At 56.2% G+C, this 20,288-nt stretch carries 21 protein-coding genes; 13 read left to right on the forward strand and 8 right to left on the reverse strand.

The window, feature by feature from the left end; all coding sequences use genetic code 11:
* Nucleotides 1-4: 4 nt before the first annotated feature.
* The 4 genes from bioD (at nt 5) to E2H98_RS12905 (ending at nt 2,896) form a co-directional block, all read left to right on the forward strand.
* Entirely contained in the window at nt 5-679 is a 675-nt protein-coding gene (bioD, locus tag E2H98_RS12890; protein ID WP_133588861.1) for a dethiobiotin synthase, read from the forward strand.
* A 152-nt stretch (nt 680-831) separates the two neighbouring features.
* Entirely contained in the window at nt 832-1,059 is a 228-nt protein-coding gene (locus E2H98_RS12895; protein WP_133588859.1) for a flagellar biosynthesis protein FlgE, read from the forward strand.
* A gap of 16 nt (nt 1,060-1,075) precedes the next feature.
* On the forward strand, nt 1,076-1,966 hold the full coding sequence (locus E2H98_RS12900; protein WP_232475412.1) for a putative metalloprotease CJM1_0395 family protein: 891 nt from the start codon (nt 1,076-1,078) through the stop codon (nt 1,964-1,966).
* Between the two features lie 108 nt (nt 1,967-2,074).
* Nucleotides 2,075-2,896: a Dam family site-specific DNA-(adenine-N6)-methyltransferase gene (locus tag E2H98_RS12905; RefSeq protein WP_198325119.1), complete on the forward strand. Its 822-nt coding sequence runs from the start codon at nt 2,075-2,077 to the stop codon at nt 2,894-2,896.
* A gap of 72 nt (nt 2,897-2,968) precedes the next feature.
* On the opposite strand, the gene E2H98_RS12910 is transcribed toward E2H98_RS12905, so the two are convergent.
* The gene (locus E2H98_RS12910) at nt 2,969-4,711 is read right to left on the reverse strand and encodes a PHA/PHB synthase family protein (protein WP_198325120.1); all 1,743 of its coding nucleotides are present in this window, start codon (nt 4,709-4,711) and stop codon (nt 2,969-2,971) included.
* A 126-nt stretch (nt 4,712-4,837) separates the two neighbouring features.
* On the opposite strand from E2H98_RS12910, the gene E2H98_RS12915 reads away from it, so the two are divergent.
* Complete coding sequence (locus tag E2H98_RS12915; RefSeq protein WP_133588855.1) at nt 4,838-5,212, forward strand: phasin family protein; 375 nt, start codon at nt 4,838-4,840, stop codon at nt 5,210-5,212.
* 258 nt (nt 5,213-5,470) lie between these two features.
* Here the strand turns inward: E2H98_RS12915 and E2H98_RS12920 are convergent, their stop codons facing one another.
* The 4 genes from E2H98_RS12920 to E2H98_RS12935 form a co-directional block, all read right to left on the reverse strand.
* Nucleotides 5,471-5,716, reverse strand: a complete 246-nt coding sequence (locus E2H98_RS12920; RefSeq protein ID WP_133588853.1) for a DUF2970 domain-containing protein — start codon at nt 5,714-5,716, stop codon at nt 5,471-5,473.
* A gap of 78 nt (nt 5,717-5,794) precedes the next feature.
* The gene (locus E2H98_RS12925) at nt 5,795-6,019 is read right to left on the reverse strand and encodes a hypothetical protein (protein WP_133588851.1); all 225 of its coding nucleotides are present in this window, start codon (nt 6,017-6,019) and stop codon (nt 5,795-5,797) included.
* 119 nt (nt 6,020-6,138) lie between these two features.
* Nucleotides 6,139-7,461 carry a 3-deoxy-7-phosphoheptulonate synthase class II gene (locus E2H98_RS12930; protein ID WP_133588848.1) on the reverse strand — a complete coding sequence of 441 codons (1,323 nt, stop codon included), beginning with the start codon at nt 7,459-7,461 and terminating at the stop codon, nt 6,139-6,141.
* Between the two features lie 44 nt (nt 7,462-7,505).
* On the reverse strand, nt 7,506-9,788 hold the full coding sequence (locus tag E2H98_RS12935; protein WP_133588846.1) for a PilZ domain-containing protein: 2,283 nt from the start codon (nt 9,786-9,788) through the stop codon (nt 7,506-7,508).
* Between the two features lie 334 nt (nt 9,789-10,122).
* Here E2H98_RS12935 and E2H98_RS12940 point away from each other — a divergent pair, with 334 nt between their 5' ends.
* Both E2H98_RS12940 and radA read left to right on the forward strand, forming a co-directional pair.
* Nucleotides 10,123-10,986 carry a choice-of-anchor L domain-containing protein gene (locus tag E2H98_RS12940; RefSeq protein ID WP_133588844.1) on the forward strand — a complete coding sequence of 288 codons (864 nt, stop codon included), beginning with the start codon at nt 10,123-10,125 and terminating at the stop codon, nt 10,984-10,986.
* A gap of 196 nt (nt 10,987-11,182) precedes the next feature.
* A complete protein-coding gene (radA, locus tag E2H98_RS12945) occupies nt 11,183-12,550 on the forward strand; it encodes a DNA repair protein RadA (RefSeq protein ID WP_133588842.1) in 1,368 nt (455 codons plus the stop codon).
* 53 nt (nt 12,551-12,603) lie between these two features.
* On the opposite strand, the gene E2H98_RS12950 is transcribed toward radA, so the two are convergent.
* Entirely contained in the window at nt 12,604-12,987 is a 384-nt protein-coding gene (locus tag E2H98_RS12950; RefSeq protein WP_133588840.1) for a PilZ domain-containing protein, read from the reverse strand.
* 135 nt (nt 12,988-13,122) lie between these two features.
* Here E2H98_RS12950 and motA point away from each other — a divergent pair, with 135 nt between their 5' ends.
* Together motA and motB are read left to right on the forward strand one after the other, a co-directional pair.
* The gene (gene motA, locus E2H98_RS12955; protein ID WP_133588838.1) at nt 13,123-13,974 is read left to right on the forward strand and encodes a flagellar motor stator protein MotA; all 852 of its coding nucleotides are present in this window, start codon (nt 13,123-13,125) and stop codon (nt 13,972-13,974) included.
* Nucleotides 13,975-13,983: 9 nt separating this feature from the next.
* The gene (motB, locus tag E2H98_RS12960; RefSeq protein ID WP_133588836.1) at nt 13,984-14,964 is read left to right on the forward strand and encodes a flagellar motor protein MotB; all 981 of its coding nucleotides are present in this window, start codon (nt 13,984-13,986) and stop codon (nt 14,962-14,964) included.
* A gap of 3 nt (nt 14,965-14,967) precedes the next feature.
* Here motB and rsgA read toward each other — a convergent pair whose 3' ends face one another.
* Together rsgA and E2H98_RS12970 are read right to left on the reverse strand one after the other, a co-directional pair.
* On the reverse strand, nt 14,968-15,939 hold the full coding sequence (gene rsgA / locus E2H98_RS12965; protein ID WP_133588834.1) for a small ribosomal subunit biogenesis GTPase RsgA: 972 nt from the start codon (nt 15,937-15,939) through the stop codon (nt 14,968-14,970).
* Between the two features lies 1 nt (nt 15,940).
* Nucleotides 15,941-16,288 carry a 4a-hydroxytetrahydrobiopterin dehydratase gene (locus tag E2H98_RS12970; RefSeq protein ID WP_133588832.1) on the reverse strand — a complete coding sequence of 116 codons (348 nt, stop codon included), beginning with the start codon at nt 16,286-16,288 and terminating at the stop codon, nt 15,941-15,943.
* A 61-nt stretch (nt 16,289-16,349) separates the two neighbouring features.
* Between E2H98_RS12970 and orn the strand changes: the two genes are divergently transcribed.
* From orn to E2H98_RS12990, 4 genes are read left to right on the forward strand one after another with little or no spacing between them, the layout of a single operon-like run.
* A complete protein-coding gene (orn, locus tag E2H98_RS12975) occupies nt 16,350-16,895 on the forward strand; it encodes an oligoribonuclease (protein WP_133588830.1) in 546 nt (181 codons plus the stop codon).
* Nucleotides 16,896-16,904: 9 nt separating this feature from the next.
* Nucleotides 16,905-18,410 carry an NAD(P)H-hydrate dehydratase gene (locus tag E2H98_RS12980; protein ID WP_133588828.1) on the forward strand — a complete coding sequence of 502 codons (1,506 nt, stop codon included), beginning with the start codon at nt 16,905-16,907 and terminating at the stop codon, nt 18,408-18,410.
* Nucleotides 18,407-18,877, forward strand: coding sequence for a tRNA (adenosine(37)-N6)-threonylcarbamoyltransferase complex ATPase subunit type 1 TsaE (gene tsaE / locus E2H98_RS12985; protein ID WP_133588826.1), 471 nt, complete (start codon nt 18,407-18,409; stop codon nt 18,875-18,877). The genes E2H98_RS12980 and tsaE overlap by 4 nt, the downstream gene beginning before the upstream one ends.
* Nucleotides 18,878-18,907: 30 nt before the next feature.
* Complete coding sequence (locus E2H98_RS12990; protein ID WP_133588824.1) at nt 18,908-20,212, forward strand: N-acetylmuramoyl-L-alanine amidase; 1,305 nt, start codon at nt 18,908-18,910, stop codon at nt 20,210-20,212.
* The last annotated feature ends 76 nt before the right edge of the window (nt 20,213-20,288 follow it).

Genomic DNA, 20,288 nt, shown 5'->3' on the forward strand with positions numbered 1-20,288 from the left:
CACCATGAGCAAAACGATCTTTATCACCGGCACTGACACCGGTGTTGGTAAGACTCACGTCAGTTGTGCGCTGATTCGCGCGCTGCAGAACGCTGGTCGTTCGGTGCTGGCGGTCAAACCGGTAGCTTCCGGTGCCGAGCCTATCGACGGCGAATTGAAAAACGAGGACGCCTTAGCGTTGCAACAAGCATTGCAGAGTTCCGTGCCGTATCCATTGCTGAATCCGTTTGTTTTTGCGCCAGCGATTGCGCCGCATATTGCTGCCCGTCAGGCCGGCGTCGAACTCAGCGTCGCGCGCATTGCCGAGAGTTTGAGCTGGTTGCGTGAAAGCGATGCGGAAGTGGTCATTATCGAAGGTGCTGGTGGCTGGCTGGTGCCCTTGAATGAGCGCGAAACCTTTGCCGATTTGGCTGCGTCAGTTGGCGATGGTGTCGTGCTGGTCGTAGGTATGCGCTTGGGTTGTATCAATCACGCGCTACTTTCGGTAAGCGCTATTGCCCAAAGTGGTTTGCCGCTTCTGGGCTGGGTCGCCAATAATCCGCAGCCGCGGATGCCAATGTACGACGAGAATCTAGCCTATCTGCGCGAACACATTCAGGCACCGATGTTGGCAGAACTCGCGTACAACGAAACGGCGCTTTCGCTCGATAGCGGTACGCTCGCGCATCTGCTTGGATAGTTCTTGCGAGTTTCATCGCACTTTTGGCTAAAAAATAAGCTAAACTCTGTCGGTAATGCTGCGTTTGTCCGGCACGTCTCAGCGTGCCGGTGTCAAACCTCACCTGACGTCCAAAGCCATGCATGGGCATGGGTTCTCACTTGGAGGTGTTTATGCAACTGAGTCCACTCGCTTCCGGCGTTCAAGGCGTTTTGCGCGCCAATGAACTGGCCGCTGATGCCTCCAGCCGCATCGCCCAGGCCGGCACCACCAATCCGGATCAGGATCTGGTCACGCCGGTTGTCGATTTGCTGCGGGCCGAACGCCTCGCCGAAGCCTCGGCGCGCGTTATCGAAACTGAACAGCGCACGCTCGGCAGTCTGCTCGACGTAAGGGCTTAAAGGCAGGAATGCCGCCATGATGGGGCTCGCCGTACCGGTCTTTCATCTGCCGGTGGCACCGAATCCTCAGCTCGATGCATTGCGTAATGAAAACATTCGCTTCGAGCCGATTCCGGAGCCGCCAAAGGCGCCGGCAACAACGCCGCCGCGCGCTGAAGTTGACGAATACGACCGCAGTCGGGCCACGGCCCAGCCGCGTGAAACACCAGCTGATCGGCAAGCGACGCTGGACCCACGCGCAATTGCCAACAACGAACAGCAGCCCGAAAACCAAGGCGAGAACCGCGAACAACGCCAGCAGCAACGTCAGGAACAAATTGAAATTCGAGATTTGGCGGCCAGGGATCGTGCCGTGCGCGCGCACGAAGCCGCACACGCCGCCGTAGGAGGTCAGTATGCCGGTGCGCCGTCTTACCGATTTCAGCGTGGCCCGGATGGCCAGAGCTATGCCGTCTCTGGCGAGGTGCCTATTGATGCCTCGGCGGTGCCGGGCGATGCCGAAGCCACCATCCGTAAACTGCAAACCGTACGTCGTGCGGCGTTGGCGCCGGCGGATCCCTCTACCCAGGATCGGCGCATCGCCGCCCAGGCGATCAGTCGCATTGCTCGTGCCCGGGCCGAACTGGCGATTGAGCAACGGACACAAACCGAAGCCGCCACAGCCACCGAAACCTCCGCGCAAACCGAACAAACCCGCGCTGCCCTTCCCGGTAGTACCGTTTCCGTCGGTAGCGATACGCTCTATGTGAGCTGCCCGTTTTGCAGCAAACCGCATTTGCCAGCGCCAAGTCAGGCGGTTAGCGAACCGCTGGATAGCAGCGCACTGAGCGCCAGGCTGAAATCACGCGGCGTGTTGTTACCGGGTGATCGGGTCGCGAGCCCTTCGGTTTTCCGCCGCGCCGGTTAAATGATCCACGCTTGCAATAAAGCTTGAATTCCCGATCAAGTCCCGTACACTGCGCGCAATCTTTCGCATTCTTTTCAGCATTCAGGCAACGCATTCGTGGCAGCAGGCGTGCAACGACCTTTCTTGAAATGGGCCGGCGGCAAGTTCCGGGTACTGCCTCATATTCTGCAGGCGCTGCCGGACGGTAAGCGCCTGATCGAGCCGTTCGTCGGTTCCGGCGCCTTGTTCCTGAATACCGACTACCGCAGCTATCAACTGGCGGATATCAATCCGGATCTGATCAACCTTTATCAGACGTTGCAAAAAGACGGCGCCAACTTTATTGATTATGTCGCGCGTTATTTCACTGCCGTGCATAACCAAGTCGAAAAATTTTATCAGCACCGTGAGCGCTTCAATCTGCTTCGCGTCAACAACAAGCGTCAGCAAAAAGAAAAAGCGGCGTTGTTCTTGTACCTGAACCGCCACGGCTATAACGGCCTGTGCCGTTACAACAGCAAAGGTCTGTTCAATGTACCGTTCGGTCGCTTCAAGCTGCCGTATTTTCCGGTCAAGGAAATGCTGGCGTTCCATCTGAAAGCACAAACAGCGGAATTTGTTTGCGCCGATTTCCGGCAAGTGATGGCGGCCGCCAAACGAGGTGATGTCGTCTACTGCGACCCGCCTTATGTGCCATTAAGCCGCACCGCCAGTTTCACGGCGTATGCCTACACCAGCTTTACCGCCGAAGCGCAGCAGGATCTGGCCAATGCGGCGGCACGTTTAAGCAAGAAACAGATCCCGGTGTTGATTTCCAATCACGACACCAACGAAACCCGTTTGTTGTATCAGCAAGCGGCGATTCTGCATTTTCCGGTGCGTCGCTTTATTAGTTGCAATGGTACCAAACGACTGCATGCCAACGAGTTGCTGGCGCACTACGCGGTTTAATTGTCGATAAGTGGAAGAATGTGTGAAAAGAAAAGGCCATCAAACGATGGCCTTTTTTCATTCCGGAAACGCTCAGGTTTTTACCCGAACGTAGCTGCCGGGCGCTGGTTCTATGGCTTTCTCGATTTGACGGGCGGCCACGTTGGCTTTGCAGCCTTCGGTAACCCAATCGTTCCAGTCACGCCACCAGGAACCGGTGTGGGCTTCGCTTTCGGCATGCCAGAGGATCGGATCTTCCGGCAATTCACCGTGCGTGCGGTAACCGTATTTTTCGCTGCCATCCGGATTGATGACGCCGGCAATATGACCAGAACCACCGAGTACAAAACGCACCGGTCCTTTGTGCAGGCGGGCACCGCGATAAGTGGCGGTCCACAGCGCAATATGATCTTGTTCGGTCGACAGGAAATACACCGGCGTTTCGATGCTGCCGATATCGATTGGCGTATCGAGCAGGGTAATACCACCCGGTTCGGCCAGTTTGTTGTTCAGATACATATTACGCAGATAGAACGCATGCATCTTGGCCGGTAGATTGGTCGCATCGCAGTTCCAGTACAACAAGTCAAATGCCATCGGTGTTTTGCCGAGCAGGTAATTGTTGACCCAGTACGACCAAATCAAATCATTCTCACGCAAGCTGTTGAACGCCGTGGCCATTTGTTTGCCGCTGAACACGCCTTCTTTCTGCATTTGCGCGTCGAGCAAATCGAGTTGTTGCTCGTCGATGTAAACGCCGATTTCACCGGGTTCGGAAAAATCAATCAAGGTCGCGAGATACGTGGCGCGGGCAATCGGGTTTTTCTTTTTGCCTTTGCTTTGTTTTTCCTGCGCGGTCAGGTAGGCGAGTGTGCAGGACAGCAGCGTGCCGCCCAGGCAGTAACCAACGGCGTTGACTTCTTTTTCACCGGTCAGTTTTTCGATTTGCTCGATCGCGGTCAGCGTGCCTTCCTGCAGATAATCCTCGAAACCATTGTCGGCATGAGCCGGGCCCGGATTGACCCAGGAGATCAGAAATACGGTGTGGCCTTGTTCGACGGCCCAACGGACAAACGAATTTTTCGCGCGTAAATCGAGAATGTAAAACTTGTTGATCCAGGGCGGAACGATCAACAAGGGACGCTTATAGACTTTCTCGGTCGTTGGTGTGTACTGAATCAGTTGAATCAAATCATTTTGATAGACGACAGCGCCTGGTGTGGTCGCGACATTCTCACCGGTTTTGAACGCGTTCATATCGGTCATCGTGATGTTCAAGCGACCGCCGCCACGCACCAGGTCTTCAACAAATTGGGCAATGCCGCGCAGCAGGGAGGTGCCGCCGGTACGCTGGGCTTCTCCCCAGACTTCCGGATTGCTCAGCGCGAAATTGCTCGGCGCAAACGCGTTGATGGCCTGACGGGTAAAAAAGCGCAGCGCTTCGGTGTGCTCGGCTTCAGAACGGCTTTTCGGTTGCAGCGCTTTGAACATTTGCTCGGCGTACAGCAAATAACTTTCGCGCAGCAGCGTGAAATACGGCTGGTTCCAGCTTTCCGATTTAAAGCGTTTGTCGCCGCTCGGTTCGGCCTGGCCACTGAGCGCGGCTTGCAGGCGTTCCTGCCACTGGTTCTGCCAGGTTTGCCATTGATTCTGGAATTCGTTGCCGCGGTTTTGCCAGAGCTGAAAGCCTTCCTGGAAGCAGCGCATCCAGATCGCCGAAACGCGGGCCATGTCCTGGCTGAAATCGGCGCCACCTTGGGCGTATTGGGCCAGCAAGGCTTGCCAGCCCTGGCTGATGCGGGCCATCAGCTCGGATTGTTCTTGTACATTTGTCATAGCGGTTTGACTGTCCATATGCTCACCTCTTGGCCGTTTTGTTCATTTTGCCAGCAAAAATGTTGCAATGCGACAAAAGATTGCTTATGCTGCTTTGCACCAAACCGCCAATAGGAGGCTACAACGATGTGGAATACTCTGTTTAGCAACATGACCGAACAAGGTCGTTCGATTAACCAGTCGGTGGTTGAGTTTAACCAGCTCGTATTGCGTCAGGTCGAGAAAGTCGCCCAAGCGCAAGTGGAAAGCTTCAACGCCTATGCCAATTTGAACCTGAAGCAGTTGCAGGCCGCCACCAAGCTGGCTGACCTGGAGCAGGTAAAGGGCTTTGTTGGTCAACAGACCGATTACCTGAAAGCGGTACAAAACCGTGCTCAGGAAGATCTGACCAAGCTCACCCAACTGAGCGAAGAAAGCCGCAAGGAACTGACCGGCTTTTTCACCGAGCGCTTCAACAGCGCCACGGCTGAAGTCAGCAAAGCTGCGAAGAAAGCCGCTTAATCTGCTGTACCGAATCGTAGAAAACCCCGCTTCCGCGGGGTTTTTTATTTAGAAGCCATGTCAAAAATAGTTTGGACGATGGCGAGGTGCGCGAATTAGGAGCGGAAAAATTCGCCAGGAGCGAATTTTCGTGCCAACTCCGAAGGGGGAGGCGCAAGGATGCGCCGAACATCAACCGGAGTTTACAAGTAGTAAATGAGGATGCCGAGCACCGCATCCGCGCAGATCGCCGAGTTCCAGGCATTTTTGAAATGGCTTCTACTGTCCGGCTGAGGACAGCACTGAGCGCACGATCAGCACCAGCGTCACGATAAACAAAATGACAAAGACGATGCCAATCGCGATGTAGTCGCCGGGCCGGCCATGCTGAAAATCTTTCTGCCGCTTTTCTTCCGACTGCACGCCGAACGCGGCAGCCAGCACGCTTTGCACCACGCTCCAGAAGCCGGGGCGTTTTGGCGCTTGTTGTGGGGATTGTTCAGGGGACTCAGAAGGTTCGCGCATCGTGTCTGCTTCCGATAAAAACCTAAAAAACGAAAAACCGGCACATTGGCCGGTTTCTCGCGACTGAAGACTGCTGGGTTATCGAATGAATAACTCCAGAAAATCAATGAAGTGCAGCGATGGCGCTTTGTGGCGGCCAAACAACCAGTCACCGTAACCGACGTTTTCTTTCTGTTCACACTCTGGCGGCGGTACCGCGCAGTCGGTTTGAGCGACGGTCACTGCATCCGCTGGCGGGATCGGCGCCGGGCCAACCAAGACCAGGGTACCCACGACAAAAGCGACCGCCAACAGCTTTTTCATTGTCGACACTCCTCTTGCTTACTCAGGTGGCCATTACCTGTCAGGGCTGACATTGTAGACCTATCGCTGGCGTTTCGATACCGGCAACCATCGTAAATATTGGCCATTTGGTCGCAACTTCAGCACAGACGCTCGCTGACGCGGACGATCGACAGCGCCATTTCCAGCGCTTGTTCACCGTTCAGGCGCGGGTCGACCAGGCTTTTGTAAGCCCGTTCCAAATCCTGCTCCTCCAGGCCGCTGGCGCCACCGAGGCATTCGGTGACCGGCTCAGCCGTCATCTCGAAATGAACACCGCCGAGCACACTATGGCAGTCATGGTGAATGGCGAATGAGCTTTCCAGCTCGCGCAGGATGTCATCGAAACGACGGGTTTTGATGCCATTGGTCGTGGTCCGGGTATTGCCGTGCATCGGGTCGGCACACCAGAGCACCGGCATGCCGTCGGCGCGAATGGCTTGGATCGCCGCCGGTAGTAAGGACTCGATCTGATCGGCTCCGTAACGGTGGATCAGCGTCAGCCGGCCCGGAAGCCGCTCGGGATTTAGTGCCTGACACAGCCTGCGCAGCGTATCGAGCGGCAGTTTCGGTCCAACTTTCAGCGCTACCGGATTGCTGATGCCACGCATGTATTCGACATGGGCACCAGCAAGATCGGCTGTGCGCATGCCGATCCACGGCAGATGGGTCGACAAGTTATACCAACGATGGTCGCGTCCTGGCCGGGTCAGCGCCGATTCGTAATGCAGGTGCAGTGCTTCATGACAGGTGAAAAACTCGGTGCGCTGGGCCGGTGCTGGCGCCACCGTTTGCATCAGGGCGATGGCACGACGAACATCGCTGACCACCTGCCGGTATTCGTCGGCGCGCGGTGAATCAGCAACGAAACTCAAATCCCAGTGCTCGGCTGCCGACAAATCGCCAAAACCGCTTTCGGTCAGGGCCCGGATGTAATTGAGTGTCAGCGAGGCTAGCCCATAGCCGGTCAGCAGGCGTTTCGGGTCCGGTGTGCGACTACCAGCATCAAACTCGGCACCGTTGATCAAATCGCCGCGATAGCTCGGCAGCACCTGCTCATCACGGCTTTCAAATTCATCGGAACGCGGTTTGGCGTATTGGCCGGCAATGCGACCAACCCGGATGATCGGCTTTTGCAATCCGTGGACCAGCACCAAGCTCATTTTCAGCAGGATTTTCAGCTTGGCGGTGATGCTGTCGGTATTGCAGTCGGCAAACGATTCGGCGCAATCGCCACCTTGCAACAGAAAGCGTTTGCCGGCGGCAGCATCGGCCAGTTGTCGTTGCAGATTGTCGATTTCCGCTTCGGTGACCAGCGGTGGCAGGCGTTGCAATTCCTGCGTGGCTTTTTGCAAAGCCGGCAGATCCGGATACGGCGGAAACTGTTGCAACGGGCGCGTCTGCCAGGAATCAGGGCGCCACATGAGATTTATCACGTACGTCAATAATGACGCCGATCGTACACAAATCAGGGCGCTGCTGCATCCGCTGGAAACTGCAATTCGTGCGCCAGTGCTGGAGTTAAATCAAATAAGGTGCCGATACCGATGACCCGGCTGATTTCGGCGCGGAATTGATCGGCTTTGTATCGCGAGTTATTGAACACCGGTTTCAACAGCGCCTCGAATTCACTGCGCGGCAATGGATTGACCGGTGCAATCGCACAGGCAAATATTCGGGCCTTTTCCTGCAAGGCCTGTTGCAGCATCTGCCGCTCGTCGGCCGGCGATGCGGGTTCCAGCAGACTCCAGATCGCCGTGTGCTCGTCCTGCTTTTGCAGTTTCAACAAGGCGTGACGAACCTTGTCGACGGCGCCGACATTATTGCAATGCTCGCTGAGCAGGGTCTGCAATAACTCGCGTTGATTCAAACTGGTGATCGAGATCTTGTCATCACCAAAAGGATAAAGCAGCGAACTGCCCGGATTGAATCCACAGGCAAAAAGATATGGGCGTTTTTCGCTGTCGCGCGACAACACAAACGGTACACCGGCAAGGCCAACGCCAACCAGCATCTCGGCGATGCGGGCATCGGCAATTTGCTGCTGCTCATGGGTACAGCGAGGCAGGCGGTGCCGATTGTTCTGAATGATGTACGTGAAAAAGCGCGCGGCGCCATGTTTGCTGACCCGGAAATCACGTTCCAGCGACAGCCGCTCTCCTTGGTGCTGACTGCGTACGACACGATACGCCTGTTGCGCCAATTCTTCCGGCTCTTTGACTTTTTCCTGCAGCGCCGGGAAGCTGACTTTGACGATTTCCCGTGCTTCAAATCGGCCTGGTCTGTTCAACTGCAGCTGCAAACCATTGATGGAAAAATCCACCAGCTCGCCGCTGACCGATTCATTTTCACTGTCGACCTGCACTGCGGTCTTGTGCAAATAGCGCTCCTGCGCACGCTGGCCGCGCACACCCATGGCGAACAGCGGCGGTACCGGTGAGCGTGGCACTTCCCAGACTTTCAGCCACTCCGGTACCTGGGTCGGCAAGGCATCGAAGCGTTGTTCCGGGCGCAATGTGCTTTGATAAGGCACCAGCGCACAGCTATGGCTGATGCGACCGAGGCGCTGTTGCCAGTCGGCAATATGCGGCTTTAGCGATTCGGGCAACATGTCCAACGCTTCATCGATATCGGCTTGGTGCAGCGTTGGTTGTTTACGCCAGACCAATCCATAACAGGCACTTTCCTCGGACTCATTCATCAACCGATACCAGTCATCGCGCTGAGCTTTGGCTTGCAGCGCGTCGGCGGGCAGCGCATAAACGCGACCTTGCCAGCGCATCACGTGCAGGCTTTGCCGGCTGGCGACAATGATCTGACTTTGTTTTTCCAGCATCGCCGCCGTCGTGATGCGCGCCAGTTGCCGGGCCGCCAAGGCGATCAGCGGTGTGGTCTCGCTCAATGCATATTCGACTGGCCCAGCACAGGCTTCCAGCTCAATGCGCTCGCCACTGGGCCGGAAAAACGCGTATAGCCCTTGCAGGCGCTGACCATACAAGCGGTCATAAGCACGCGCATAAGTGACCTGCAGCAGGTCATTCAGCTCGTGCTTGTAGCGGTTCGATTGGCTTTCGATAAAGTGCGGCAGGAAGTGATCAAACTCGCGTTCGCTGTCGCGCATCTGCCGCTTCAGGCGCAGCACTTTGCGATCCTGTTCGAGATCGGTGGCGACCACGGTATAGGCGATCTCGCCGAATGGTTCGCCATGCTTTTGTTGCAGTTCATCAAAGTGCAGCGACAGCGGCGTACCCGGTGGCAATTGAATATTGGCCGACGGCGACAGGCGTAATCCCAGCAATGACAAGTCCAGCGTTTTTCCGGCCAGGCGATTGCCGTTTTCCAATTCCATGGTCACCGACGAGACATAATTCATTCGTGATTCGGCCCGGCGCGGCCGGTAGCCAAAATCGATGCACATCACCTCATCATCGCGGGCATCGGCATGCACGGTGCGAGCGCCGCCCGATTCCGATTTCGCCATTTTGGTACTGGCCAGCAAGGCTTCGTACACGCCAAGCGTGTACTGGCCACGAAACCGCGCCAGCAACTGCTCGAATATCGCAATCGAGCGCTCATCCATCCAGTGGGTGCGGCCGCCATGTTGATACTCTTTACATTTGCCGGCGACCTGGCCGCGCAGATCAAGCGTGCGCATGCAGGGCTGTGACAGCCGTTGCTGCTCCATGCGCTCCAGTTCCTGCTTGGTGCTGGGGGCGGCACGGCCGCGGTTGGGAGGGAGGTAATTCGCCATAACATCGGTCCACGAATACGTTCATCAAATATAGACTGTGGTACAGAATTTGCCGCGAAGGGCTGGGTCTTGATTGTTGTTTACCATGCCAATCGAGGTCGCCTTCAGGTTTTCGGTAATCAACGACGTTTTCTTTATAACTTACCGAAAAATTGCTGATTTTCGGTCTTTGGGACGTGTCAGGTAATTTGCCATTTACAACACTCACTTGGTTACCAATAAGTGCTAATCGATTGATTTAAATTGTAAAAGTTGAAGTGGCACCGACCTTGCTTTACTGCTGTGCACCATGTAAGCGAGCTGTCGCTTACCAAACAGCAAGGAGGAGTGAAGAATGAAATTATTGAAGTGGCAAGGCATGGCCGCCGTATTCGCGCTTGGACTGAGCGCGCTGCCAGCTCAAGCCATCGTAGTGACCTCAGAGACCAACGCCAATGCCTTGGCTGCCGCTCTGTTGGCCGGTGGTGGCGCCGGTATTGATTTGGGAAGTGTTGTGGTTTCGGTCAGCAATCATACCTCGGGAAGCGCCGTATCCAGCGGTACCTACACCAACGCCAGCAATACCTATGGCATCGGTAACGGTATCGTGCTGTCCAGCGGTAACGTACTGAATTATGGTGACGGTCCAAATACGGCTGGTGGCACCACCACGGCTTATGGCGTGGCGGCGACGGCAGCAGAAGAATTGTTGTTGGACCCCATCACTGGTGGTTCATTGAATCATAACGATGTCACCAGCATTACCTTGACCTTTAACCTACTGCCGGGCTTCGATTCGGTATTCTTCAATATCGCTTTCGGTTCGGAAGAATGGCCAGAGTGGGCGGGTTCATCATTCATTGATGCGTTCGGCCTGTTCGTCAACGGCACCAACGTTGCGTTCGCTAACGGTAATCCGATCAACATTGACCATCCAGACATGGTTGGTCAGGCCGGTACCGAGCTGGACGGCATGTTGGGCGGCAGCACTGGTGCGTTTGGCCAGTTCGTGCACACCTTCGGTACCTTCGTTGGTGATGGCGCCATGGGCGTGACCGTTACGTTCATCATTGCCGATTCAGGTGATTCGTCACTGGACAGCACGGTCTACATCAGCCAGCTCGGTGGCTCGGCTCCGCCGCCTCCGGTGCCAGCTCCGGCTGCTGCACTGCTGATCGCTGGTGGTTTGCTGCTGCTTGGCCGTAAACGCCAACGTTAAGCATCCCAGGCAGCGTTTCTGCTGCAGCTGAAAACGGCGACCACTGGTCGCCGTTTTTTATTGTCGATAAGAACGGTTTTCCGACGAAATGCCAATGAGGTGTTCACTGCTTCGGGTGCGCATTCTGCGCCGGCTTTTGACCTAGGCTGGTTTTGCTTTTAGGCTCTGCTGCCTTTTATGGAGATTTGCCCAACTCATGGCCAAGAATAAAACCGTTTACGCTTGCGCTGCCTGTGGCGCCATCAGTCCGAAATGGCAAGGGCAGTGTGCCGATTGTGGCCAGTGGAATACGCTCAGCGAACAGGTTGAAGTGAAAGCGCCGGCGCGCAGCGGCCGTTTTGCCGGATTCGCCGGAGCGGCGTCGACAGTCACCCGCTTGCCGGAAGTGCAAACCGGCAATATCCAGCGCTGGCCAACCGGTTCCGGCGAGCTGGATCGAGTCTTGGGCGGTGGCCTGGTGCCGGGTTCGGTGGTGCTGATTGGCGGTGATCCGGGCATTGGTAAATCGACACTTTTGACGCAGACACTTTGCCTATTGGCCGGGCAGGGGCCGGCACTGTATGTCACCGGCGAAGAAAGCCTGGAGCAGGTTTCGCTACGTGCCAAACGCTTGGGGCTCGGCGAGTCCAATTTGGCGCTGCTGGCTGAAACGCAAGTCGAGCGCATTGTTGCCGTCGCGGAACAGGAAAAACCGCAAGTGATGGTCGTCGACTCGGTGCAGACGCTTTACACCGAACAACTGCAATCGGCGCCCGGTGGCGTTTCCCAGGTGCGGGAAAGTGCGGCCTTGCTGACCCGTTTTGCCAAGCAGACCGGTACCGCATTGTTTCTGGTCGGCCATGTCACCAAAGACGGCGCTTTGGCCGGCCCGCGGGTACTGGAGCATATGGTTGATGCCGTGCTCTATTTCGAAGGTGAAAGCGACGGCCGTTTCCGCTTGGTGCGAGCAGTGAAAAATCGTTTTGGCGCGGTCAACGAACTCGGCGTGTTTGCCATGACCGAAACCGGCCTGAAAGAGGTCAAGAATCCGTCGGCGATTTTTCTGACCCGCAACAGCCAACCGGTGCCCGGTTCGCTGGTCACGGCGACCTGGGAAGGTACCCGGCCGTTATTGGTCGAAGTGCAAGCGCTGGTCGATGAAAGTCGGGCCGGGCATCCGCGCCGGGTGGCGGTCGGTTTGGACAGCAACCGCTTGGCGATGTTGCTGGCAGTGTTGCACCGTCATGGCGGTGTACAGTCCTACGATCAGGATGTGTTCCTGAACGTCGTTGGTGGTGTGCGAGTGTTGGAAACCAGTGCCGATCTGGCGCAGCTGCTGGCCGTGGTGTCGTCACTGCGCAACCGGCCTTTGCCTACCGACTTGATTGCCTTCGCGGAAGTCGGTTTGGCCGGAGAGTTGCGGCCGGTACCGAATGGCCAGGAGCGATTGAAAGAGGCCGCCAAACATGGATTCCGACGCGCCATCGTGCCGCTCGGCAATGCACCGAAACTGCCGCCGGAAGGTATGACTGTGCAGGCCGTGCGTTCCTTGCACGAAGCGTTGCTGGCGGCTTATCAGGAGTAATTGGCGATTATTTGACGGGAGTTGAACCGGAAGTAAGTGCCTGCTTCACGAGTTCATTCATCACTATGTCGTAGCGCCGGGAATTCCCGCTCGAGCGCGCTGGCATCGCCCAGATTCAATTCCACCAGACGGCGCAAATGGCTGATGCTGTCCAGATCGATGCTGTCGCAAAGCAGACCCATGACACCTTCGCGCTCATGTGCAACGCGCACCGTCATCCGAATGACGACATCGTCTTCGTCGCCAAGCGGAATTTCCAGCGTCAACGGTGTCACCAGACTGACATCGGCGTATTCGGCCGGAATCGCGACCAGCGCGCCCTGCAGCGAAACATCGCATACCTGGCAGGGAACTCGGCCATTGCTGTCGCACAGGTAGGCTTGTGAGAAAAAATCAACGCGGGAAAAGCGCCGTCGATCGCTGTGTTGTTCGCTCATGCTGGGAAATCCTTGCCATGGTTCCGGCAGTATAGTTCGCTCAGCCGCAAATTGTTTTCTGGCACGCCTTTGCAATCGCCAACGATGAACTATGCTTAAGCCGTTCACAAGAATCGTTCCGGGTATTTATCGCGCATGAATTTGATTGTTGGCGCTGTCATCGTATGGGCGGCGGTGATTGCTGGATACATGTTGTCAGGCGGCGATTTGCTCGCATTGTGGCAGCCTTTCGAGTTGATCACGATTTGTGGAGCTGCGTTTGGCGCTTTTTTTATTGCCAACCCAATGGGCGTGATCGCTCAGACGTTTAAGGGTGGCATCGGGTTGCTCGGCGGTTCCCCGTATAACAAAACCATGTACATGGAATTGTTGAGTCTGCTTTATGACCTGTTCAGCAAAATCCGCAAAGAAGGTTTGATCGCCATTGAAGGCGAAATCGAAGACCCAAAAGCCAGCGCGATCTTCACCAAGTACAAGCTGATCATGAAGGATCACCATGTGCTCGATTTCATCTGTGATTACATGCGACTGATGGTGGTCGGCGATATGAGTGCACACGAACTCGAAGCACTGATGGACGCGGAAATGGAAGCTCACCATACCGAAGCGTTGCTGCCGGCCAATGCCTTGCAGAAAGTCGCTGATGCACTGCCTGGCTTCGGTATCGTCGCGGCGGTCATGGGTATTGTCATCACCATGGGAGCACTTGGCGGTCCGCCTGAGGTGCTCGGTCACCATGTAGCGGCGGCGTTGGTCGGAACTTTTCTCGGTATTTTGTTTGCCTATGGATTTGTCGCGCCAATGGTCAGTTCCATGGAGCACAAGGTGCGCGAGGAAGGCCAGTTCTATGCCTGCATCAAAGCCTCGCTGCTGGCTTGCGTCAGTGGCGCGCCGCCGCAAGTGGCCATTGAATTTGGCCGCAAAGTATTGTTCAGCTCGGTACGTCCTTCCTTTACCGAGCTGGAAAAGCGGGTGCGCGGTAACTAAGGCGAGACGATGGCAGACAAAGGCGAAGGCAAACAGCCGATCATCGTCAAGAAGGTCAAGAAAGGTCATGGTGGCCATCACGGCGGTGCCTGGAAAGTCGCGTTCGCCGATTTCACCACCGCGATGATGGCGTTCTTCATGTTGCTGTGGTTGCTCGGCAGTGTTTCATCGGAACAGAAAGCCGCTATTTCTTCTTATTTCCAGGACCCGGGCGGCACTTTCATGGGCGAGGGCGGTGCCAACGCATCGCTGATTGAATTGGGCGAACCGAAACTGCCTACCACCCAGGAAGTGCCGGAGGTTTTGGCTCCCGGCGCCGCCGCCGACACTGAGCAGGATGGCCCCGGCGATGAACAAGCCAGACAGAAGGCCCTGGAAGATGCCGAGAACCTGGCGCTGGCACAGCTGAAAGAAAAAATGATCGACATGGTCAACAGCAACATGGCCTTTTCCGATTACAAGGATCAGGTGCTGATTGACATCACACCGGAAGGTTTACGGATCCAGATTGTCGACAAGGAAGGGCGGCCGATGTTCGACTCAGGCAGTCCACAAATGAAATATTATTCGATCGCCATTCTTCAGAATCTGGCCAAACTGATTGCCCAAGTACCGAACCGGATTTCGATCACTGGACATACCGACGCTATGCCGTTTCTTGATCGAAAAGATTACGGCAACTGGGAGTTGTCGGCTGAGCGCGCCAATGCCGCACGTCGTGAGTTGATCGCCGGAGGCGTCAAGGCTTCGCAGATTGCTCGTATCGAAGGCTTTGCTGATTCGGTGTTGTTCAACGAAGCCGATCCAGACGATCCCGTCAACCGGCGTATCGCCATTATCGTGTTGAAAAAACGCATAGATGATGCCTTGAAATCGCATGCGCTCGGGCAGTTCAGTGAAGATTATCTGGCGCCGCAGAATATCGATACGCCCGCGCCGCAAGTGCCTGAGCCTGCTGTTGAAGAACCACCGGAAACGCCAGCGCAATAATTTTTATACGGTATTCAAACTGGCCAGAATGGCTTTGAAACTCTGCCAGCGACTGGCTGGCAATTCGCCGCTTTCGGCCGCGTCGCGCACGGCGCATTGCGGTTCCCGATCATGCATGCAATTGCGAAACTTGCAACGTTCGCTGATCCGGCGAATATCGACAAACCCCTTGGCGATATCCTGCGCGCTCAAATGCCATAGCCCGAACTCGCGCACGCCAGGTGAATCGATAATGCTGCCGCCATTGGGCAGGCGATAAAGCCTGGAAGCCGATGTCGTGTGCTGGCCGAGATCGGAGCTTTCCGACACTTCACCGACATCGCTTTGCGCTTCCGGCACCAAGGCATTGAGCAGCGAGGATTTGCCAACACCGCTTTGGCCAACGAGTACGCTGCAGCCATCACTCATGTGTTCGCGTAGCGCTTGCATACCTTCGCCGGATTTGCGGCTGACCCAGAACAGCGGATAGCCGAGATCAACATAACAGCTCAGCCGTTCTTGTAATTCTGCTTTTGTTTGCGCACTCAATAAGTCAGTTTTATTGACGACGATGCTGACCGAAATGTCCGTCAATTCGGCGGCTACCAGATAACGATCGAGCAGCGTCTCGGAAAACGCCGGCAGCGGCGCGACGATAATCAGAATGTGATCGATATTGGCCGCGATAATCTTCAAGCCTTCGTAGGGGTTCGGCCTTTCCAATTGTGAACGGCGCGGTTTGACATTAACGACAACGGCGCTGCCGGTGGCATCCGGATACCATTCGACTTCATCACCAACGGCGATGGATTTCAGATGCTTGCGCAAATGGCAGCGAAAAATATGGCCATCATCATCCTGAACATCGGCTTCCTGACCGAAACGGCCAACGATGATACCGTCCTGCAACGGCTCATCGGTTTGCGCACGTGAAAACAAATCACGCGATTTGTTTTCCTTGCGTTGGCGCTCGTGCGTGCGCTGCTCTTTCGCCATATCAAACCAGGGCCGGACCGACCGCGCCCGTCGTCAGCAAGCTGTCGACTTTGGCGGCACAAATAAAATCATTGCGGGTAATGCCATCGGCATCGTGGGTGGTGAATTGCACCAGCACCCGGCTGTAACCCACTTCCATATCCGGGTGGTGCCCTTCTTTGTTGGCAATCCAGGCCACGGCGTTGACAAAGCTCATGACGTGATAAAAGTTTTTGAATTTAAATTCCCGGCGCAGGATGTTGCCATCGCTCAGCGACCATTCCGGCACCGCTTTCAATAACGACTCGATTTCATTGGCTGCCAGTTTCGTGGCGTTCTGGGAACCGGTTTCCTTGGTCAGATCCGTCATCTTCGCTTTCCTCCAGTGCTACACTAAAGGGCCATTTTACGTGACGATGCAGGCAGGAGCTATGAATAAGTCAGACGATCATCTGATCTGGATTGATTTGGAAATGACCGGGCTCGATCCGAGCAATGATCGCATTATCGAAATTGCCACGATTGTTACCGACAAAAATTTGAACGTGCTGGCCGAAGGGCCGGTGCTGGCCATCTACCAGAGTGACCAAATCATCGACGCGATGGATGAATGGTGCACGCGCACCCATGGCGAGTCCGGGCTGATTCAGCGCATGCGTGAATCGCAAGTCACCGAAGCCGATGCCGAACAGCAGACCATTGCCTTCCTGAAAAACTGGATCGACAAAGGCAAATCACCGATCTGCGGCAACTCCATTTGTCAGGATCGCCGCTTTCTGGCCCGCCATATGCCCGAGCTCGAAGCTTATTTTCATTACCGTAATCTCGATGTCAGCACACTGAAAGAACTGGCCAAGCGCTGGAAACCGGATGTGCTGAAAAAAGTCAACAAGAAAAACACTCACACGGCGCTGGAAGACATTCGCGAGTCGATTCAGGAACTGACGCTGTACCGCGAACATTTTCTGGCCCTTTGAGGCCTCCGCATGCATCTGAAAAAAGGCTTCCCGAACGGCGAGCGGATTCTGAGCACAGAAGAAGTCCGCGCTGTCGAGCAGCGCTTTCCTTCAGTCAGCCAGCAGCCAACCCGGGTGTTGATGCAACGTGCCGGCGAAGTCGCGTTTGCGCTGACTAAGCGTTGCTGGCCGGAGGCGCGCCGGCTGACCGTGCTGTGCGGCAAAGGCAATAACGGCGGCGATGGCGTTGTTGTCGCGACGTTGGCGGCCAAAGCCGGTTTCGAGGTGCAGATCCTGATGCCGGAGCTGGACGAGTCCAGCGGCGATGCCGCCGATGCCCGGGCAAGCTGCCCGATCAAACCGAAACGTTTCTCGGCCGAGGCGTTGAGCGGAAGCGAGTTGATCGTCGATGCGCTGATGGGCATCGGTCTCGATGGCGCGTTGCGCGAACCGATGCGCGGCATCGTCGAGCAGGTCAATGTCTTTACCGAACGCAGCCGAGTCCCGGTGTTGGCGCTCGATATGCCGACCGGCCTGCCATCCGATGATGGCGCCATCGAAGGGCCGGTGCTGAACGCCAGCCGGACCATTACCTTTATCGCCTGCAAACCGGGCTTGCTGACCGAGGCCGGTCTGGATCATGTCGGCACCCTCGAATGCGCGAATCTGGATATGCCGGAAGAATGTTTCAACGGCGTCCGCCGCGCCGCGGAATGGTTGGCGCACCGACACTGGCAACCGCAGTTGCTACCGCGTCCGCGTCGTAGCCATAAAGGTGATAACGGCCATGTACTGTTGATTGGTGGCGCACCCGGCATGGGGGGCGCTATTCGGATGAGTGGCGAAGCGGCTTTGCGCAGTGGTGCCGGTCTTGTCAGCCTCTATTGTCATCAGTCGGCGGCCAACGCTTGCCTGGCCACCCGGCCGGAGCTGATGGCCCACGGCTTCGAGCAGGCGCCGGAACCGGCTGCACTGAACCGTCTGATTGAGCGGGCCTCCGTACTGGCGGCAGGCCCCGGACTGTCGCAGGCCGACTGGGTGCCGGCCTTGCTGAACCGGCTGATCGAAACCGGCAAACCACTGGTGCTCGATGCCGATGCGCTGAATATCTTGGCGAAAGCGCCGCAGCCGGTGCCGAATGCGGTGCTGACCCCGCACCCGGGTGAGGCCGCACGCCTGCTTGATTGCTCTACGGCCGATATTCAGACCGATCGTTTGGCCGCAGCCAAGGCTCTACTTGATCACTATCAGGCTGCCGCTGTTGTGCTGAAAGGCGCGCCGTCATTGATTGCCGACACCGAGCGTTACACGGTGCTTGCCGAAGGCAATCCGGCGATGGCGACGGGCGGTATGGGTGATGTGCTGACCGGTATCCTCGCCGCCTTGCTGGCGCAGGGCCTGTCGCCTTTCGATGCCGCGAGATTGGGGGCCAGCCTGCATGCCTGGGCCGGTGACTGCGCGGCCCGCGATATCGGCCAGCGCGGAGTGCTGGCCAGCGATTTGTTCCGTTATTTACCTCAGGGTTTGAGCTCATGATTGAACGGCAACTGTCGCTGCCGGTGGAGGCCGATACGCTGGCGCTAGGCGCTGTGCTGGCTCATTGGCTGGAGCCCGGCGAAACCTTGCATCTGCACGGCGACCTCGGCGCCGGCAAGACCACACTGGTACGCGGTCTGCTGCGGGCGCTCGATTACGAAGGCCCGGTGAAAAGCCCGACCTATACGCTGGTCGAAAGCTATCCGCTAGCCGGCAAGACCATCCACCATTTCGACCTGTATCGCATCACCGACCCGGAAGAGCTGGAATTCCTCGGCCTCGACGAATATTTCCGGCCTGACAGCATCGCGCTGATCGAATGGCCGGAGCGCGGCCAGGGGGGGTTGCCGCCGCCTGTGGCTCGGCTCGAACTGAGTCGTCAGGGCGACGGTCGGCTGGCCCGATTACAGTTGGACGAAAAACGTACCAATGCGCTTGATTTTCTATTAAAATCAACACAATATTGATAAATCTGAAAGTGATTTGGCAGGTTAACGATGACAAGACTGCTGCTGGCAATCACGCTGATGTGCGCAAGCTTGGGGCAAGCGGTGGCCAACGTCGCGGTCAAATCCGTGCGTTTTTGGCAGGCACCGGACAACACTCGCGTCGTGTTCGACGTATCCGACGCGCCGGAATTTTCCACCAGCATCCTGAACAATCCGGAGCGGCTGGTCATCGACATCAAAAAAGGCAAACTTGATCTGAAACTGGATGACGTCGCGATCAGTTCGACGTTAATCGGCAAGCTGCGCGACAGCACGCCGCCAGACAATCAAACGCTGCGCTTGGTGTTGGAAATCAACAACCGTTTCGACGTTAAATCGTTTGCGCTGAAACCGTATGGTCAATACGGCGATCGTCTGGTGCTCGATATCAAGGATCTGGCCAAGCAAGAAACCGCGCCGGTGATCGAATCGCCGAAAGCTGGTCAGTCACGTGATCTGATCATCGCCATCGATGCCGGCCACGGCGGTGAAGATCCAGGCGCCGTCGGGCCAAAAGGCACCCACGAAAAAGATGTGACACTAGCCATCGCCAAACGTCTTGCCGACAAAATCAACGCGCAAAAAGGCATGAAAGCGGTATTGATCCGTACCGGTGATTATTATCTCGATCACCGCAAGCGCACCGCCAAGGCGCGGGAAAAACGCGCGGATTTATTTATCTCGATTCACGCTGACGGTTTCAAAGACAAACGAGCCAATGGTTCCTCGGTCTGGGTGCTGTCGCAACGCGGCGCGCAAAGTGAAATGGGCCGTTGGTTGGAAGAGCGTGAAAATGCGTCGGCATTGCTTGGCGGCGAAGACTCGCTGAACCTGTCCAAATACGACAACGACGTCGCTAAAGTACTGCTCGATTTGTCGATGTACAACGCCGTTGGTTCCAGCCTCGATATCGCCAGCAGTGTGCTCGGTGAAATGAAGCACGTGGTGCCACGTCTGCACAAACCGACGGTGCAACAGGCAGGTTTTTTGGTGTTGAAAAACCCGGACATTCCGGCGATTCTGGTCGAAACGGCATTCATCTCGAACCCGAAAGAAGAATCGCTGTTGTTGTCAAAAAATCATCAGGACAAACTGGCGGCAGCCATTTTCAAAGGCGTGCACAAGTACTTTGAACAGCGGCCACCAGAAGGCTCAATGTACGCGATGAACAAAGTCAATCGCCATGTCATTTCCCGTGGCGATACCTTGATTGGCGTGGCTCAGACGTATCAGGTCAGCGTCAATGATCTGCGCAGCAAGAATGCACTGACTTCTGATGTGGTAAGGATTGGGCAGGTGTTAGTCATTCCTTGATTGACGGACTCCTGTTCTTTTTACGTTCGAAATTTTCTGTATTCCAAACAGCCTTCAGCTTCAAAGAGTGCCGGTT

It is taken from the genome of Permianibacter aggregans, assembly GCF_009756665.1.
GTDB classification, from domain to species: Bacteria; Pseudomonadota; Gammaproteobacteria; order Enterobacterales; family Permianibacteraceae; genus Permianibacter; species Permianibacter aggregans.